Origin of the sequence: Maribacter sp. LLG6340-A2 (assembly GCF_045057105.1) — a bacterium.
Classification (GTDB): domain Bacteria; phylum Bacteroidota; class Bacteroidia; order Flavobacteriales; family Flavobacteriaceae; genus Maribacter.
In genome coordinates this window covers 1,870,484-1,887,307 of sequence record NZ_CP159332.1, presented here as the reverse complement: position 1 = coordinate 1,887,307, position 16,824 = coordinate 1,870,484, and the positions used below count along the sequence as shown (strand labels likewise).

The window sequence follows — 16,824 nt, the reverse complement described above, 5'->3', positions numbered from 1 at the left end:
AACCAATAATATCCATTATTTAAAACTGGGAAACATTATCATCGCTCAAAAAATTATACCCTAAAAGTCATTAATTAAATATCGTATATATCTATAAGAAAATCCTTGACACAATTAAAATTAGCAATATATGTTACACAACAACCTGCTAAACAAATGATTACAACAGACTAAAAGGTTTGTTTTAATCAAATATTGGGGTGTATTTCAACGGAAAAACAAACGTTTACCGAATTTCCTGTGCCATACAACTAGAAATATATGGCTACCGCCCTTAAAGTCAGTTCTTTGAATAGACCATATGGTCGGTTACCCCAAATCCATGAATTATGAACAAGAGCCTAAAACGCATGGCAACCATGCACAGAATTCAAGTTACCGGACTACAATTGTTTTATACTAAAGGATATTACAATACCAGTATAGATGATATTTTAAAGGAATTGAACCTATCTAAAGGAGCTTTCTATTATCATTTTGAATCTAAGGAAGACTTCTTTGTCCAGATTATTCAAAATTTAATGGCCCGTAAGATTTATAGTACCTTAATTGAGCCACTTGAAGGTCATGATAGCCCATTGACATTGATCACCGCTTGTTTTGACAATGCCATGGAAACTGCGGTCCATAATGATATGGACTATGGTTGTTTACTTCATAATTTTATAACCGAATTTAATGGAAAGAATGATGTTATAATGCAGCATTTAAACGAAATTGTTACCGTTTGGGAGGTTAATTTGATTACGGCTTTACAAAAAGGCAAGTTTAATGGATTCTTAGACCGCCATGTGGATTGTGAAGCAGTGGCTACCTTTTTAATGAGCTCTTATTTTGGCGTGCGCACCTTAATGGTGGGCAGTTCTCCTAGTGCCAAAAAATATAGGTTTATGGCACAATTGCGACAATATTTTAAGAGTTTGGAACCAAAAACAGTCACATCATAAGAAAACTGTTAATGTTTACTGACCTAAAATTAGCTGTATTTTTTTCACTACATCTTCTGGAGCAATGGTCCTCATGACATCCTCATAACCTTCAGGAACTTTATTTCCATATATAGAAGTAGGTATAGCCGGATATTGCTTTCTATTGGATAGCACAGCATTTTCTATAGACTGACCAAATGGATAAAAACCGGCATATGGATGTGTAGCACCCCAAAGAGTTACGGTTGGCACGGCATACATAGCAGCCAAATGCGCGTTTCCGCTGTCCATGGCAAGCATTAATTTTAAGTTGGATAGTAAACTAAGTTCTTGTGAAAACGATAACTTGCCCGCAACATTGATACAAGTATTAAATTCCTTTTCCCAACTTGTTAAAACTTCTACTTCTTTGGCACCCCCGCCAAATAGCAATATTTTATACTGTTCGGTACTATCTAAATGGGAAACAACTTTTTTCATTAGGTCCAACGGATACATCTTTCCCTGAAAAGCAGCAAAGGGCGCAATTCCGATGAGCAGCCGACCTTCACCAATAAGCAAATTATCAACGTTTGCAGGAAGAGGCTTTTTAGGTAAAGTCACCATCTCACTTTTAAGAATGGGATAGCCAAGCAAACCAAATACATCGGCATATCTTTCAAAAGTGGTTTTTAAGGGCTTAAAAACACACCTGTTTGGATCAGTTAATGCTTTCTTTTCTGCCCTACCCTTATCCAGTTGTATAAACGGTATTGATGATAATTTAAAAAACTGTTTTAATATAGAACTCCGTAGAACATTATGGATATCCGCTACAGCATCAAATTGTAATGCTTTTAGTTCCTTATATAACTTCCAAAGTCCTAAAACACCTTTATGCCTGCCTTTTACATCCGCCTTAAAAATAGAAACATTGGGTATATCACTAAAAATTGGAGCGGTAAACGCTTTTGTTAATACCGTGATTTTTACATGGGGATATTTTTTGACAATACCAGCAATGACGGGAACGGACATAGCAACATCACCCATGGCGGAGAGTCTTATGACCAATATATGTTGAGAATTACTTTTTGCCACGAAGGACGGGGTTTAGTTCCTCATCATTATACATTTTCATTTGCTTATAGACCTTCATATACTTAGTGCCACTTTCAATATCCAAAAGCAATTGGTCTATAGCCTGTGAAAGATCCATTTTCTGTTCCAACAAAACTTCCAACTTTGCCTGGCACTTTTCTCTATGTGCCAAGGTAGCATCGGCCCTAGTAGCTTCTTCTTTCATGTGATAGATCTTTAAGGCCAAAATGGATAATCTGTCAATGGCCCAAGCAGGACTTTCCGTATTTATCGTAGCACCTGGTTGAACTTCTACCGATTGGTATTTATTTAGAAAATAACTATCGATAAATTCTACCAAGTCAGTTCTATCTTGATTGCTAGCATCAATTTTTCGTTTTAAAACCAAAGCATCATCAGGATTTATATCAGGATTTCTAATAATATCCTCATAGTGCCATTGCACCGTATCTATCCAATTTTTTCGATATAATAAATGTTCAATATTTTCAGTAGGATAAGGGTTGCTGAAATCCTGATACACATCATCTTTTAAGTGATACTTTTCAATACTCTCTTCAAAAATCTTAAAAGCAAACTCGCTGAACATATTCTATTTTTTACAAAGATAGAGTTTAATGGACAAATTTAAAGTTTGGTGAAGAATACTACTATAGGCGCTAGTATACAAGTAATTAAAATCAGTTCCAGAAATTTTGGTCTCTTAATAGATTCAAGATAATTTACTATAAAAATGACAGATGGAAAAAAGGTAATCATGACGGCATTGGTATTTTCTGAGGCAACCAATAAATTCACCACTAATCCTATAATAAAAGATAGGGCAATTAATCTCATAATGGTTACTTTGCCCGATCCGGTGCTACCTAAGCGAATAAAAATCCAAAAGCCAAGACCAATATTCATTAGTGCATAAAGGGTAAGTTTAATACTTGACCACCATTTAATAGGAAGCAATGCATTAACGTCCACGGCAAAATCATAATGACTGGTTAAAAAGGATGTTTTTCCCAATAGGATTAAACTACCGTATAAAATCATAAAAAAGCAAAAACCCACAGAAAGAAAGATGAGCCAATTCCTAATATTTTTGGGTTCGTAGATATAGATTGCCGCAAATACCAAAATTAAATAAAGTAAGGTCCATTCATAAAAAATACTGGCAACACAGATCCAAAGTGAAGCATCAAAAATTTTGAGCTTAATACGCTTAAGGGATTTAATACTCAAAAGCCTACGCATGGCCAATAGTAAAAAAAAGGTGGCAAAAATTGCATTACTATCTCCTAAGGTTTCAGGAAAAACCACAAAAAGAATTGTAAAATATAGGATTGCGAAAGAATTATTGGCCGTTAACTTATTTCTTTTAACAATAAAATCTACTACGAAAACACTAAACAATACAGTACCTAAAATGCCCAAGGTTGCCCCAATTTTAAGCTCCAAAATAGTTTTGTTCAGTAAGTAGAATTGTACTCCCCAATAAAAAAGAAACAAAAAAACCAAGAGAATTATAAAATTCACTGGTTTTGTTTTCTCAAAAATGCTTGAAATCATCTAAGCTTTTTATATTTTTGCTGGTAAATATAGTAATAAGATGAAATCATTTTTTGAAGGTATAGCGGATTTGTTCGTAAATGTGATATTCAAATACACAATGGACCCTTTTAGATTTGCTGAAAGTTGGACCGTATCAAACATCATAAACTGGTTGTTTATGTTAATTGGGACAGCTGCATTTATATATTGGATGCTTGAATTAAAAAAATACAATGAAAAAGGTGATGAAGACACCACTAGTACTTCTCACTCTTACTTATAGTTCTTCAACTATAATAAATTGCCCTATAAAAGTATTAATGACTTTTATAGGGCAATTTTTATTTAAAGATCAAAACCTAGATCTTTTCTGTAATTCATTCCTTCAAAGGAAAGTTTTTCTACATTTCTGTAAGATTTGTCCAAGGCTTTTTTAAAGTCCTCTCCAAAAGATGTTATGGCCATAACCCTACCACCATTGGTCACTACCTTACCATCTACCAGTTTAGTGCCGGCATGAAATACCAAAGAGTCTTCAATGGAATCAATACCGGTAATTTCTTTACCTTTCTCATATGAACCCGGATAACCACCGGAAACGGTCATAACCGTTGTAGCGGTTCTTTCGTCCAATTGCAATGCTATGTCCGCTAACTTTTGGTCTGCCACAGCCTTTAACAAATTGACCATATCATTTTGAATACGGGGCAAGACCACTTCTGTTTCCGGATCCCCCATTCTAACATTGTATTCAATAACTTTGGGATCATCACCTACTTTTATAAGTCCTATGAAGATAAATCCCTTGTAAGGCATTTTATCCGTTTTAAGGCCTTCTACGGTAGGTTTTACAATTCGTTGCTCTATCTTATCCATAAAAGCCTTATCTGCAAAAGGAACAGGGGAAATAGCCCCCATACCGCCCGTATTAAGTCCGGTATCCCCCTCTCCTATACGCTTATAGTCTTTTGCGGTAGGAAGCACTTTGTAGGATAGTCCATCTGTTAGCACAAATACACTCAATTCAATTCCGTCCAAAAATTCTTCGATTACAACGGTTGTACTGGCTGCCCCAAATTTTTGGTCGACCAACATGGCCTTTAATTCTTTTTTGGCATCGTCTAAATCATTTAATATGACCACGCCCTTTCCTGCTGCAAGTCCATCAGCCTTTAAAACAAAAGGCGGGTTTAATTCCTCCAAAAACTGAAATCCATCTTCAACCGTATTCTCCGTAAAACTTTTATACTGCGCCGTTGGTATATTATGGCGCATCATGAATTCCTTTGCAAATTCCTTACTGCCTTCTAAAGTAGCTCCCAATTTTTCAGGACCAATAACCGCAATATCCTTTAACGCATCATCCTGTAAAAAATAATCATGCACCCCGTTCACTAAAGGATCCTCAGGACCCACAACAACCATGGTAATTTTTTCATTGATGACAAAATCCTTAATTGCCTCAAAATCATTTACACCAATTGGTACATTAGTTGCAATTTTGGCAGTGCCCGCATTTCCAGGAGCAACAAAAAGTTTTGAAAGTTGTGGACTTTGAGCCAATTTCCATGCAAAAGTATGTTCGCGACCGCCCGACCCAAGTATTAAAATATTCATGTATAATTATTTGATGAAATAAGGTTAATTAATTTTATCCGCAAAATTTCTATGTTCCTTCTTCTGAAGTTCCTCTGGAGACAAGGATTTAAAATAATCGTATACGATTTTAAGTCCTTCTGCCCTATTTACTTTTGGCTCCCATCCTAATAGTTTTTTGGCTTTGGAAATATCCGGTTGTCGTTGCGTAGGATCATCTTGAGGCAATGGCACATAGATTACTTTTTGTTTGGTGCCTGTTAATGCAATAATCTCTTCTGCAAACTCCTTGATTGTAGTCTCATGCGGATTGCCAATATTTACAGGTTCTACACAATCACTAAATAACAAACGGTATATTCCTTCTACTTGATCATCAATATAACAGAAAGACCTTGTTTGAGAACCGTCACCAAAAACGGTTAAATCTTCCCCCCTTAAAGCCTGTCCCATAAAAGCAGGTACGACCCTACCATCGTTTAGACGCATTCTAGGCCCGTAGGTATTGAAAATACGAACAATACGTGTATCTAGCCCATGATGCCTGTGATAAGCCATTGTAATGGACTCCATAAACCGCTTTGCCTCATCATAAACACCGCGGGGACCTATTGGGCTAACATTACCATAATATTCCTCATTCTGTGGGTGAACCAAGGGGTCACCATATACTTCTGAGGTAGAGGCTACCAAAATCCTGGAATTTTTCTGTTTGGCCAATCCTAAGAGATTAAGGGTTCCTAATGAACCAACTTTTAAGGTTTCTATAGGAATCTTTAAATAATCAATAGGGCTTGCTGGAGATGCAAAGTGCAAGATATAGTCTAACGTGCCTTCTAGATGCACAAAGGTAGAAACATCATGATGGTGAAACTCAAAATTTTCCAATGGAAAAAGATGGGCAATATTTTTTAAATCACCGGTAATAAGGTTGTCCATACCAATAACATGAAAACCTTCTGCTATAAACCGATCACATAAATGTGACCCAAGAAAACCGGCAGCGCCTGTTATTAAAATTCTTTTCATACTAATATGCTTTTTCCTCTCCCCTTATTGCATTAACAACGGTCTGAACTATAATTTTTAAATCAAGGAAGAAAGACCAGTTCTCCACATAAAAAATATCGAATTTAATTCTATTTTGAATGTCACTTTCCTTTTCAATTTCACCCCTATATCCACGTATTTGAGCAAGTCCTGTTATTCCAGGCTTTACAAAATGACGCAGCATATACTTATCTACCCTACTTGCGTATTCGTCAGTATGCTTTAACATATGCGGGCGTGGTCCTACTACGGACATATTGCCAAAGAATACATTATAAAATTGAGGTAATTCGTCTATACTGGTTTTTCTTATGAACTTACCAATTTTAGTGACTCTCATATCATTCTTTCCAGCTTGCATAAGGTCAGAAGATTCATTGACCGCCATAGATCTAAACTTAAAACATTGAAATTCCTTATTATCGAATCCTGTGCGTTTCTGAATGAAAAACACAGGGCCCCTAGACTCCAAAGTAATCAAAAGTGCTAGTAAAGGCCCCAACCAAATTAAAATGCCAAAAATGACAAATAAAGAGAAGGCAATGTCAAAAGCTCTTTTAAGAACAGCGTTTACGGAATTATGTAAAGGAATATCTCGTAAGGACAAGATTGGCAAATAGTCGTAATATTCGAATTTTAGTTTTTTAGAAAAGATATTTTTATTGTCCGGTAAAAATTTAAGGGTTTTAAGATTATTGTCCGCAAAGTTTATAAAAGCCGTTAATTCATTATTTTTTAATTCTGACACGGAACAATAAATTTCATCAATATTATTATTTACAATATATCTAAAACAATTTAACAACTCAAAATCTTTGTCCCTTGGGGAAAATTGAGCTGTGAAGTGATATCCAAACTCTCTTCGGGTGTCAAAGACTTCAATAAGTTGATTTGCCTTTTTACTTTTTCCAATAACCACTACATTTCTAATGTTGCCTTTAATACGTTCTCTGTATTTATTAAGTAAAAAAAAGTTCATTAATTTTAAAGAACTAATACCTAAAAAAACCAAAATAAAATACTGACCAAGAGCCAAGCGACTCATTAATGGTTGTTTGAAAAATCCGATATACGCATAAAGGATTAAAAAAAAGAAAACAAATTGAGTAAATAATTTTCTCAATAATACTACGGCCTTAGAATAGCGATGAATAACATAGAATTCATTTTTAAATGATAATATTACCCATGTAATTGTTATATATAGATGAAATAACCAAGGATTTTGAAAATTTATTGGTAAAAAATGCGTAAACAAATTTACCACCAGTAAATCCAAACCATAAGAAATAGGCGTTATAAAACCAGAATATCTACCTTGTCTAAAGAGCATTGATTTAATCTTTATCTAACTTTCGAATTAACATATAACTAAAAAGATTCATTCTAATATTTCTTGTTTTTGCATAAATTAAGCATATATTCTTCGTATTTATCATTAATAATTGGCCAGCTAAATTCTAACTCGATCTTCTTAATATTGGCATCTATTTTATGTGAAAATTTATCTTTAGATTTAGACAAATGACCTTTAACATCCTCACTATTTGAAAAGTAAAAAGCATCATCGTTCAAAATTCCTTTATTAAATGGGTTATCATTTGCTATAATTAAACTTCTTGAAGCCATTGCTTCTAAAAGCGAAGGATTTGTTCCTCCTACAGAATGTCCGTGAAAGTATAAATTTGAATAAAATCTTAAATTATCTAAATGCTCTATATTGTATATACCTCCTAAAAATTTTATTCTATTATCCTTGGAAAACTTCTTTTTTAAAAAATCGCCAAACTTCGTTTCATGTTTCCCTATCACCAAAAATGGTAATTTTGAATTACTTTTTACAACACCATCCAAAATAGTTTCAATATTGTTTTCAGGCTCTAAGCGAGCGATAAGCATATTGTATTTATACTTTTCAACATTATATTCTAGTAAAACATGTTCTTTTTCGTTAATAAATAAATTTGCCCCATAAGCTATAAATTCTGAATCTCTATTATATTTCTCTTTTATATAAGATTTAATAGCAATTGAATCAGAAATTAAAAAATCACTTGATAATGCAGCCAATTTTTCTGCTCTTTTAAGAAACCTTCTCACAAGTTTAGAGTACTTGGTTCGTTTCCACTCCAAACCATCCATATTTGTAAGTATTATAGCCTTTTTAGGAAGCAATTTATACCAAATAGAACTGCTAGTATACCCTAATTGTAAAAGCACATCAAAATGACGTTTTCTACTATCTCGTATACAATTAAAATCATAAATAAATTGCCCAGCAGTGCCTATTTTGTGTTCTAAATCAAAACAATGTACTATTTTAACACCATTCCAAGTTTTTTCTTGAAATGGATGAGTATGTGTGTTATATACAAATACATCATGACCCTTACTAACCAAATAAACCGACAAGTATTCTGCTAATTGTTCAAAACCACCATGATTATTTGGTATACCTCTAGTTCCTAAAATTCCTATTTTCATATAGTAATTATATTGCTCATCGATTAAAATTGACTAATATAGCAATACTTAAAGTTTTTAATTGTCCATTTCATATAATATAAAGTCACATGCGTCTTCATTAAGCAAAAATAGATTAGTATTAGATTACTTTTGAAAACTTTATATAAATGGCTTAAAAAACAAATAATACTAATAGAATAGATTCTTTAAGAGGCATTATTGATAATGTTTTATCGTTATCTATCTTGGAAAATTGGTGGTTTTGATTCAATTAATTTATGTGTATAATCGGAATATATCACAATCTATCTTTTATATCATAAGTGGCTTAACCTTGTTTATTGTTTACAACGATAAATTATCTTCACAAGGATGTGTAAAGCATTTTAAAAAAATTTTTAAGAATATATACTCTTTAAATATTTATAACACGCTGTGTTCAACCCATAAGTGCTACACAGCGTATTCAATTCTTCCAAATAACAAAGAATTCTCTCTAATAATATGTGTTCTTATAAAACTAATTCTTAGTATTATAATTTACAATTTAGTTGAAAAACCATTTATGAAGTTGGGAAGAAAATATTAATAAGTTAAACTTTTTTTCCTTTTACGAATGTATACCTTATTACGTTTTTAGCATAAATGAACTTAATAATACTTCGGACGTACCAATGTTTAATCTTATGTCATAAAGTCCATTTTTATATAAAAAAAGTATATACGATATCCTTCACACTAATTTGGACTCTTTTTTTTCATTACCAACAAGATTATAAAGAAAGGAAAACTAAATACTCCCCATTGCCTAGTGAATATTGATTCGGTTAACATCGTAAAAAGAAATAAAACGGTAATTACGAATCCTAAATAATTACCGTCTCGCCATGTAATCCAAATTGCACCTATGAATAAAACTATTAAAATTCCTGATCCAACAGCTCCATATTGAATAAGTGTATTTAAAAATTGATTATGGGAATGATATTTATATTTTAACGGTGTTTTTAAATCTCTGATATCAAACTCATTGAAAAGTAATAAACTAGCTTTCTTTTCCCCAGAACCCCAGATGAAATTTTCCTTGGATGCTGAAATTGCACTTTGCCATATATTATTACGCAAAGATGAACCGGAATAAAAATTTCCTTTAGAAGTTACTTTAAGAATTCTATTCTTCACTACAGGATTCTGTAAAGCACTTATAAAACATATTGCAAAAATACAAAGTAGCAATATGCCATTTTTTACAGTTATTTTTTTGGTAAAAGAAAGATACAGAGGAATTAGAATCATCATACTTAAAATTGCATTCCTAGCTGCCAAAAGAAAAACACTTATGATTAAGAGTATTATTATGCAATAGAAAAGCGTTAAACTCTTTATATAAGTTTTAAAATGAAATGTTATTAGTAATGCTATTACATAAAAACAACCCAAATAAATGGGCTGAATACCAAATGGTTCAGCTAAAAAATTATATGTAAAATACCAAAAATTAACACCATTGTCTCTTATAAATACTCCCCTGTAAAAACCAAAACTCAAATTAACAAAAGCATTAAAAACCATTCCCATCACAAATGCCATTAAGACTACTTTATGATGTTTTAAAAGTCTTTTAGATTGGAATAGAAATATTGCGGGTATAAACAGAAATGCCAAGTAATAAAAAACTACTTCTGGAGCGGTAGATACATTGGCGATTACTTCCCTTAAAACTACTAAAGTAAAATATCCTATTATTAAAAATAATACTGTGATACCATTGAATGTTACTATTTTTTTTCTAATATCTCCAATACTGTATATGACACCGCTGGCACAAAACAAAAAAAAACCAATTGAATTTAATGCAATGCCCAAACCGAAAGAAAATGAAAAGAAAATAGCACTCCATGTTAATGTATTGTACTGTAGTATATTCTTAGTAAGCCAATTCATCCTCGTTATATAATTTTAAAGTAGTGCACAAACTAAATATTAAAACAGCTGAAACTTGATGCTTAAAAAACCCTGCATTTGAAAATGCAGCTATCCCCATAACAAAATTAATTATGAATAGAAAATGAAGAGGACCTTTATTGGTAGCCTTAATACTTCTACTCAATATCAATGGATACAAAAAAATTAAAAAAGCAAACAATAATCCCAACAGAATACCATATTGAGATATCAATGCTAAATAATCATTATGTGTATCTAACAACACATTTGGAACACTATCATCAATACTATATTTGTTTTTGTATCTATTCCATCTACCAACCCCTATTCCAGTCCAAGGATTCTCAAAAATCATATTCAACGAACTGTCAAAAAGATCTAGCCTTGATTTTATAGATGTTGTCTCTGGGGTAATTTTAACTTTAAACATTTCAGATAATGATGATTCTGATAAGTCTATATTAATCTTATTAGATATTTCTTCTACAGAGTAACGATCTGGCAACCATTGATTTGATGATGCTAGGATATAAAAAAATAATACACTAAAAACACCTAAACCTACTTTAATGAATTTTAAGATAAATCTCTTGTGATTAGTAATTAGATGGATAATAAAATAGGCTACTGCAAAAGCTAGTACTGCACCTCTAGTTCCTGAACCTATAATTATCAACAATACTGTTATAATAGATACAAACCCCCAAAACCTTGAAATAAGTGATTTGCGAATAAGATAAACCATATAAAGGGCAATGGCTGCTGATATATTTGCAAAGGTGTTTAGGGAAAGGCTTCCGCTTAAAAGCCTAGGAGAACCTTTTATAAAAGTATTGATACCTGCCTCGAAGAATAAGAATACTATACTTAGTACAAACCCTAAAATAATTTGATGTTGATATTTCTTTAAATCATATATCTGTAATAGAATCGCAAATAATATAAAATATCTAATATGAAATGAATAAGAGAGTAATAAGTTAAAATCCCAGAGATCCGCTGACTTACCACAATTTATTATAAATACCAGAAAAAATAAGCATAGAAAAAGTTTTAAAGCTAAAGTGAATTTGAAGGATTCCATTTTTTTAGTACCACTTAAAAACTTTAATATTATTCCAAGAATTAAATAAAGATCTATTCTTGTAAAAAGTGGAAAAACCACCTGAACCTTATCTTCCAAAGTTGTCAAGGGTATACTTGGAAAAATATCATCTATGGGAGAGGGGAATGCTAGAATTACAAATAATAATAATAAAAAGTATAGTTTTCTTTTCCATACAGCTAGAAATACTATTACCAAATACAATAATAAAGCTGGTAATGTCAATGTGCCCAATTGCAAAAATGATATTTTACCCCAATTACTTAATATAATTGACAGTAAGGGAGTTAAATAGCAAATACACAAAAACACTAAGCAAAAGATTGTAAAAATCCTATTTTCAATTCTCACCATCGGATACTTCATCCTTTTACGATTAATATAAAATCAAATTATTAATAACGCCTGAAAGATTATTAGAATCTAATAATGGGTCATATTTACCGTTTGATTTTATAGTTTTCAAGGTTGATGGGAATCCCTCGTTTATAATAAATCTACTTGGTCTAAAGTACTTTTTTATAGCATCTTTATTGAACTTCTTTTCTTCCGAATTATATTTAATTGTTATACTTTCTAATAACATCTCCTCTTGATTTACATTACTACCTAGGTCGATTCTAAGGTAATCTGGGAAAACTTGTTCCGGCAATACGAATTTTATTTTTTGCAATAAACTAGAAGGTTCTACTTTCGTAATCACATTTTTATTTGTTTCGTATACTTGATTCGTATTTCTATAAAAAACTTCAAATTGATCTTCCTTAAGCACTTTCATGTAAAGCTCAATGATTATACGATCAGACTCATTTTTAGGAATTTTAGACTCTTTGCACGAAATTATTAAAACAAATGAAAAAGCGATATTTAAAATTTTAAAAATTCTATGCATAATTAACTAGTTGTTTAGCCTTGAATAAAATCCTTTATTCTTTCAGCTGATTTGCCGTCCAATCTATAAAAATATTTAGCAATAAAAACCTCATAATTTTTAATTTTTGAAATTAATAATTCTTTGTTCTTTAAAAGTTTACACAAGTCATTAGCGTCTTGTATTTGATGACAGCAATTATAATCTTCATAATCCATAATCGTATCTATATTATCTAGCTTTATCTGGATCAAAGGTTTGTAAAATGCTATAGCTTCATTCCCAACAGTAGAAGTAGTTGTAATTACAACATTAGTCTCATAAATAAGTTTTTGGGTGTTTTGTTTTTTTAAAATTTTAGCATTTGTTTTGCTGAAATATTTTTCAACTAAATCCCTATTGTCGAACGAACTAGGGTGAAGTTTAATTGTTAAATTAAATTTTTCATGAATGCCTGAATCTAAGATAATCCGTAAAAAGGTATTTACATTTTCATCACCAATAGGGTTCACAATGATTAACGCATTTTGAACTTCCTCAACTATTGGTCTTTTGTTAATTACAAAGTTTTGTATAAAATCCATTTTCGGAGTGCCTAAGGTTTTCAACTTTTCTAAAGGTGTGTTTCTATCTAAGAACCATTTATTAGACAATTCACCCCATGTTATCATATAATCACAATTAACTGGAAGATATCCGTATTCTAATACTGTAGAACCATGTTGAATTACAAGTGTCTTTATAGGAATTTTTTTTGCAAGTAATACAATTGCCCTAGACACTTTGTGTACATCTGAATTTAAAACTATTTTTTCAATATCTTTCTCTGAATCGAATAATTCTTTTACCGCACATAAAATAAAGAAGCTGTCTAAAAGATTCAAGTATAAAAGACTTGAACTTACTTTGAACTCTTTTGATAAGGCCACAATTGTTTCTCTATTGTCTCTTAAAATTTTAAGATATCTTGGGAGTCCGCCAAAAAATTTAAATAAACTTTGGTATTTATATATAAACTTTGACTCCTCTGAAATTAATCGCTTATCGGATATGATTTCTTTAAAAGGAACATCAAATTTCTCTTGGATACTCCTCATATTAAATATCATACTAGCATTATGAATATCATTAATAAAGAGATATTTTGACTTTTTATTATTATTTTTTGAGAAAAAAGATAGGAAATATTTCAAATAATTTTCCATGCTTAGTTTCTTTACAAGGTCCAAGAAAGAACTATTTAATCTTTTTTGACTTAGCTCAAATACAAATACTTGAGACATAGCGATGATGTTTATACCATCAAAACCTATATAATAGGAGTTAAATATGTCTACACGCTCTTTATTTAAATTCATTTGTTGTTTTGAATAAGACATCTACTTTATAGTATTGTAAACATATGATATAAATAATGACAAACTCAATGAAATAACTACAAGTAGTCGTAATAGCTGCTACTTTGTACCCATATATTGGAATCAAAATAAAATTTAAGATTAGGTTTACCGAAGCTGCAACTATTGCCGGAAGAACCATTAAAGAGGTGTTTTTGTAAAAAAAAGGAATATTGGATAAAACAGTATAAAGAAAATAAAAGAACATGCCTATAACAATTGTTGGTACAATATCCAAAATCAAAAAATAGGAAGCATTAGACATTAAAGAAACCAAAAACTCTCTGCTTATTACTACTAAGATAGCAACAGAAAGCACTACCAAAATATAATACTTTGTTACCCTTGAAATCTTATCAATATTTTTGGCTTTCAAATTTTCTAATATAAACTTTTGCCACATTTTATTTGTTGCCATGAAAAAAGCCATAAAAATAGAACTTACTGTATATGCAACCGTGTAATTTGCCACCTCGATTTCTGAATAATAATAATTAATAATAAATCTATCCGAAAAGCTTAAAGCTAGGACTGAAATCATTGCAGGAATGAAAGGCAAACTAAATTTTATAGAGCTCTTTAAGTATTGAATACCGTTCTTAAATCCTATTCTTACCAAAGTATCATTTTTCGAGAATAAAATTACTATTAGCAGCATTAAACATCCCTGTATAATCATAAAAGAATATACATTTCCAGAAAAATATTGTATTACGATAGCTGCAAGAATATAAGGAATAGCATTTCTTACTATAAAAACTAGATTATATTTTTTGTATGACCCCTTAATTTGAAAATAAGAAAGGTATAATTCAATTATCGCAAAAAGACAAGCAGAAAATAATATTAAATAATCACTCTTACTATCTATGATATAAATTTCATAGTAATCTTTAATAAAAAATATAACAACATATAAAGGAGATAATATGAGGCATAGCATTTTAATAGCAACAATAAGCTCCCTAACTTTTTCTGTATTATGTATGTAAAAATACTTAATATAACTTCGTTGTGAAAAATCTATAAAAACAGAAAGTAGCGGCACAGAAACCCAAAAAAGAGAGATTTTTCCAAAATCTTCTTTACTTAGTGCATTTGTAAAAAAACCTAAAAACAAAAAAACTATTCCCTTAGATAATCCTTCACCAACTAAATAATAAATATATCCCTCATTAACGTTTCTAAGATTTTTAACTGTTACTTTTCTTATAAGGTTTTTTAAATATTCCAATGTTATTTTTTAATTTATTATCGTTCCAATGCCACCATGCCATTTCAGATATTTCCGCTATACTCTCTTTTGAAAACCTAAACCCTTTTGATTTTGCGGGGTTACCATATACAATTTCAAAGTCATCAACATTCTTTGTGACAATTGAACCTGCGCCTATGACTGCGCCATTTCCCACCTTAATACCTGGCATTATAATAACATTAGCCCCTATCCATACATCATTTCCTAAGACCGTTTTAGTTTTAAACCTTTCATCCTTTTTTACGAAATTATAATAACTAATATAAGGAAAAGCATGAGTGGTCAACCGCTTATAATCATGACTAGTTGCGCCAACTGTTACATTCCAAGATATAGAACAAAAATTTCCAATCTCTGCATTAATAACTGTTGTATTTCTACCCAAGGAAGTATAATTCCCAATTACTGAACCGCTCACGAAACAATATCTAGAAATATTAATATTACTTCCCAAAATTGTGTTTTTAACCTCTGCACCTAATCTTATGGCATTGTTGTTTTTAAAAATTTTTCTATACTTTCTTAAGAAGAGTGAGACCATTGTAAAAGTTAGTTTGGCAACGATTTAAGAAACTTTTTCATAATCGAAAAATGATTGTCAATATATTCTCCTACAGCGTTAAAAGCTTCAAAATTGGTGTTTTTATAAGCTGTAATTTGCGAATCTAATTTAGAAACAAGTTCCTTATCTTCAATATTAAAAACAGGTAAATTCATTGTTTCTACCATTCCTTTCCCACGACCATCCTCATTAATTAAAATCGAAGGGAGCCTTTTACTTAAGAAGTATAAATGCGCATGAACCCTATAGCCAATATGAAAGTCACAATCATCATAAAAATCTAATTTTCTTAGATCATAAGCTACATCCTTAATTTTAATCTTAGAGTTTACAAGTTTAGCACCTAATGCCATTGCCAAATATCCCATAGTTGCTCTAATAGTTGTATGCTTGTCGGGCATAATCCCTCTATGATAGGTCATCGTTATATTTGCTTTAGGAAATTGTTTGTTTAGCACCCTAATTATCTTCACTGTTTGAGAAATAAGTTTAGGATCAGCAGCTGTAGTGAAAACTATGTTTTTGACTTCATCAATTTTCTTAAACGGCTTATTAATTGATTCTAAATCATACCAAACTGGACAACCTGTCATAATAACATTCTTAAATCCGTTATGGTTGAGAACCTTTTCAGTAACGTTACATCGACAGCTCGAATTCTGTATTGATTTATGGGCTTCCTCTAAAAATATCTGCGAATCATTATCGAATCTAAATGCCAAAGGGTCATTCGCTGGTCTGCCACACCATCCAAGCCCAAAAGGCACAATTGGAACCTTTATTTTTTTCAAGTCATCAACAAGTGGATATATACCCTTGTAGATATTGGGAGCATAGGCTGGTCCACCACATAGTACTACAAATCTAGCTTTGTTTATTATATCTAACTTATCATCGAGAATTTTAGTTCTGTCTAATATTAAAATTTCATCTTCGAAAAAATAATCAAAAAGTCTTCTCGCTCTTTCTGTAATTAAAAAATCTCCTATGTTTTTGATTTGACCTGATAATAATATAATCATAT

General features: G+C 31.4%; 16 protein-coding genes. 2 read left to right on the top strand and 14 right to left on the bottom strand.

Annotated elements, in window-relative coordinates; translation table 11 throughout:
- Positions 1-329: 329 nt before the first annotated feature.
- Positions 330-947, top strand: coding sequence for a TetR/AcrR family transcriptional regulator (locus ABVM52_RS08005; RefSeq protein ID WP_405384894.1), 618 nt, complete (start codon positions 330-332; stop codon positions 945-947).
- Between the two features lie 15 nt (positions 948-962).
- Here ABVM52_RS08005 and ABVM52_RS08000 read toward each other — a convergent pair whose 3' ends face one another.
- From ABVM52_RS08000 to ABVM52_RS07990, 3 genes are read right to left on the bottom strand one after another with little or no spacing between them, the layout of a single operon-like run.
- Positions 963-2,009: a glycosyltransferase family 9 protein gene (locus tag ABVM52_RS08000; RefSeq protein WP_405384893.1), complete on the bottom strand. Its 1,047-nt coding sequence runs from the start codon at positions 2,007-2,009 to the stop codon at positions 963-965.
- Positions 1,996-2,598 (bottom strand): DUF4254 domain-containing protein, encoded by a 603-nt coding sequence (locus ABVM52_RS07995; protein ID WP_405384892.1) that lies wholly within the window; start codon positions 2,596-2,598, stop codon positions 1,996-1,998. Before ABVM52_RS07995 ends, ABVM52_RS08000 begins: the two co-directional genes overlap by 14 nt.
- A gap of 38 nt (positions 2,599-2,636) precedes the next feature.
- Positions 2,637-3,566 carry a hypothetical protein gene (locus ABVM52_RS07990; RefSeq protein WP_405384891.1) on the bottom strand — a complete coding sequence of 310 codons (930 nt, stop codon included), beginning with the start codon at positions 3,564-3,566 and terminating at the stop codon, positions 2,637-2,639.
- Positions 3,567-3,606: 40 nt separating this feature from the next.
- Between ABVM52_RS07990 and ABVM52_RS07985 the strand changes: the two genes are divergently transcribed.
- Entirely contained in the window at positions 3,607-3,831 is a 225-nt protein-coding gene (locus ABVM52_RS07985; protein WP_405384890.1) for a DUF6341 family protein, read from the top strand.
- Positions 3,832-3,893: 62 nt separating this feature from the next.
- Here the strand turns inward: ABVM52_RS07985 and purD are convergent, their stop codons facing one another.
- The 11 genes from purD to ABVM52_RS07930 form a co-directional block, all read right to left on the bottom strand.
- The gene (gene purD / locus ABVM52_RS07980; RefSeq protein ID WP_405384889.1) at positions 3,894-5,165 is read right to left on the bottom strand and encodes a phosphoribosylamine--glycine ligase; all 1,272 of its coding nucleotides are present in this window, start codon (positions 5,163-5,165) and stop codon (positions 3,894-3,896) included.
- A 24-nt stretch (positions 5,166-5,189) separates the two neighbouring features.
- A complete protein-coding gene (locus tag ABVM52_RS07975) occupies positions 5,190-6,173 on the bottom strand; it encodes a UDP-glucuronic acid decarboxylase family protein (protein ID WP_405384888.1) in 984 nt (327 codons plus the stop codon).
- A gap of 1 nt (position 6,174) precedes the next feature.
- Positions 6,175-7,527, bottom strand: a complete 1,353-nt coding sequence (locus ABVM52_RS07970) for an exopolysaccharide biosynthesis polyprenyl glycosylphosphotransferase (protein WP_405384887.1) — start codon at positions 7,525-7,527, stop codon at positions 6,175-6,177.
- Positions 7,528-7,580: 53 nt separating this feature from the next.
- Positions 7,581-8,678, bottom strand: coding sequence for a DUF1972 domain-containing protein (locus ABVM52_RS07965; protein WP_405384886.1), 1,098 nt, complete (start codon positions 8,676-8,678; stop codon positions 7,581-7,583).
- Between the two features lie 720 nt (positions 8,679-9,398).
- Entirely contained in the window at positions 9,399-10,604 is a 1,206-nt protein-coding gene (locus ABVM52_RS07960; RefSeq protein WP_405384885.1) for an O-antigen ligase family protein, read from the bottom strand.
- Positions 10,588-11,946 carry an O-antigen ligase family protein gene (locus tag ABVM52_RS07955; protein ID WP_405384884.1) on the bottom strand — a complete coding sequence of 453 codons (1,359 nt, stop codon included), beginning with the start codon at positions 11,944-11,946 and terminating at the stop codon, positions 10,588-10,590. The genes ABVM52_RS07960 and ABVM52_RS07955 overlap by 17 nt, the downstream gene beginning before the upstream one ends.
- 142 nt (positions 11,947-12,088) lie before the next feature.
- Positions 12,089-12,604 carry a hypothetical protein gene (locus ABVM52_RS07950; protein ID WP_405384883.1) on the bottom strand — a complete coding sequence of 172 codons (516 nt, stop codon included), beginning with the start codon at positions 12,602-12,604 and terminating at the stop codon, positions 12,089-12,091.
- A gap of 14 nt (positions 12,605-12,618) precedes the next feature.
- Positions 12,619-13,941, bottom strand: a complete 1,323-nt coding sequence (locus ABVM52_RS07945; RefSeq protein WP_405384882.1) for a CDP-glycerol glycerophosphotransferase family protein — start codon at positions 13,939-13,941, stop codon at positions 12,619-12,621.
- On the bottom strand, positions 13,928-15,214 hold the full coding sequence (locus ABVM52_RS07940) for a lipopolysaccharide biosynthesis protein (protein WP_405384881.1): 1,287 nt from the start codon (positions 15,212-15,214) through the stop codon (positions 13,928-13,930). The genes ABVM52_RS07945 and ABVM52_RS07940 overlap by 14 nt, the downstream gene beginning before the upstream one ends.
- The gene (locus ABVM52_RS07935) at positions 15,174-15,692 is read right to left on the bottom strand and encodes a CatB-related O-acetyltransferase (RefSeq protein WP_405384880.1); all 519 of its coding nucleotides are present in this window, start codon (positions 15,690-15,692) and stop codon (positions 15,174-15,176) included. Before ABVM52_RS07935 ends, ABVM52_RS07940 begins: the two co-directional genes overlap by 41 nt.
- A gap of 95 nt (positions 15,693-15,787) precedes the next feature.
- Entirely contained in the window at positions 15,788-16,822 is a 1,035-nt protein-coding gene (locus tag ABVM52_RS07930; RefSeq protein ID WP_405384879.1) for a polysaccharide pyruvyl transferase family protein, read from the bottom strand.
- Positions 16,823-16,824: the final 2 nt, after the last annotated feature.

What these genes read in the sequence shown, in the direction of transcription:
- ABVM52_RS08005 (WP_405384894.1), top strand. Translation starts at nt 330, where the DNA reads ATGAACAAGAGCCTAAAACGCATGGCAACCATGCACAGAATTCAAGTT.
- ABVM52_RS07995 (WP_405384892.1), bottom strand. Translation starts at nt 2,598, where the DNA reads ATGTTCAGCGAGTTTGCTTTTAAGATTTTTGAAGAGAGTATTGAAAAG.
- ABVM52_RS07990 (WP_405384891.1), bottom strand. Translation starts at nt 3,566, where the DNA reads ATGATTTCAAGCATTTTTGAGAAAACAAAACCAGTGAATTTTATAATT.
- ABVM52_RS07985 (WP_405384890.1), top strand. Translation starts at nt 3,607, where the DNA reads ATGAAATCATTTTTTGAAGGTATAGCGGATTTGTTCGTAAATGTGATA.
- purD (WP_405384889.1), bottom strand. Translation starts at nt 5,165, where the DNA reads ATGAATATTTTAATACTTGGGTCGGGCGGTCGCGAACATACTTTTGCA.
- ABVM52_RS07975 (WP_405384888.1), bottom strand. Translation starts at nt 6,173, where the DNA reads ATGAAAAGAATTTTAATAACAGGCGCTGCCGGTTTTCTTGGGTCACAT.
- ABVM52_RS07970 (WP_405384887.1), bottom strand. Translation starts at nt 7,527, where the DNA reads ATGCTCTTTAGACAAGGTAGATATTCTGGTTTTATAACGCCTATTTCT.
- ABVM52_RS07965 (WP_405384886.1), bottom strand. Translation starts at nt 8,678, where the DNA reads ATGAAAATAGGAATTTTAGGAACTAGAGGTATACCAAATAATCATGGT.
- ABVM52_RS07960 (WP_405384885.1), bottom strand. Translation starts at nt 10,604, where the DNA reads ATGAATTGGCTTACTAAGAATATACTACAGTACAATACATTAACATGG.
- ABVM52_RS07950 (WP_405384883.1), bottom strand. Translation starts at nt 12,604, where the DNA reads ATGCATAGAATTTTTAAAATTTTAAATATCGCTTTTTCATTTGTTTTA.
- ABVM52_RS07945 (WP_405384882.1), bottom strand. Translation starts at nt 13,941, where the DNA reads ATGAATTTAAATAAAGAGCGTGTAGACATATTTAACTCCTATTATATA.
- ABVM52_RS07930 (WP_405384879.1), bottom strand. Translation starts at nt 16,822, where the DNA reads ATGATTATATTATTATCAGGTCAAATCAAAAACATAGGAGATTTTTTA.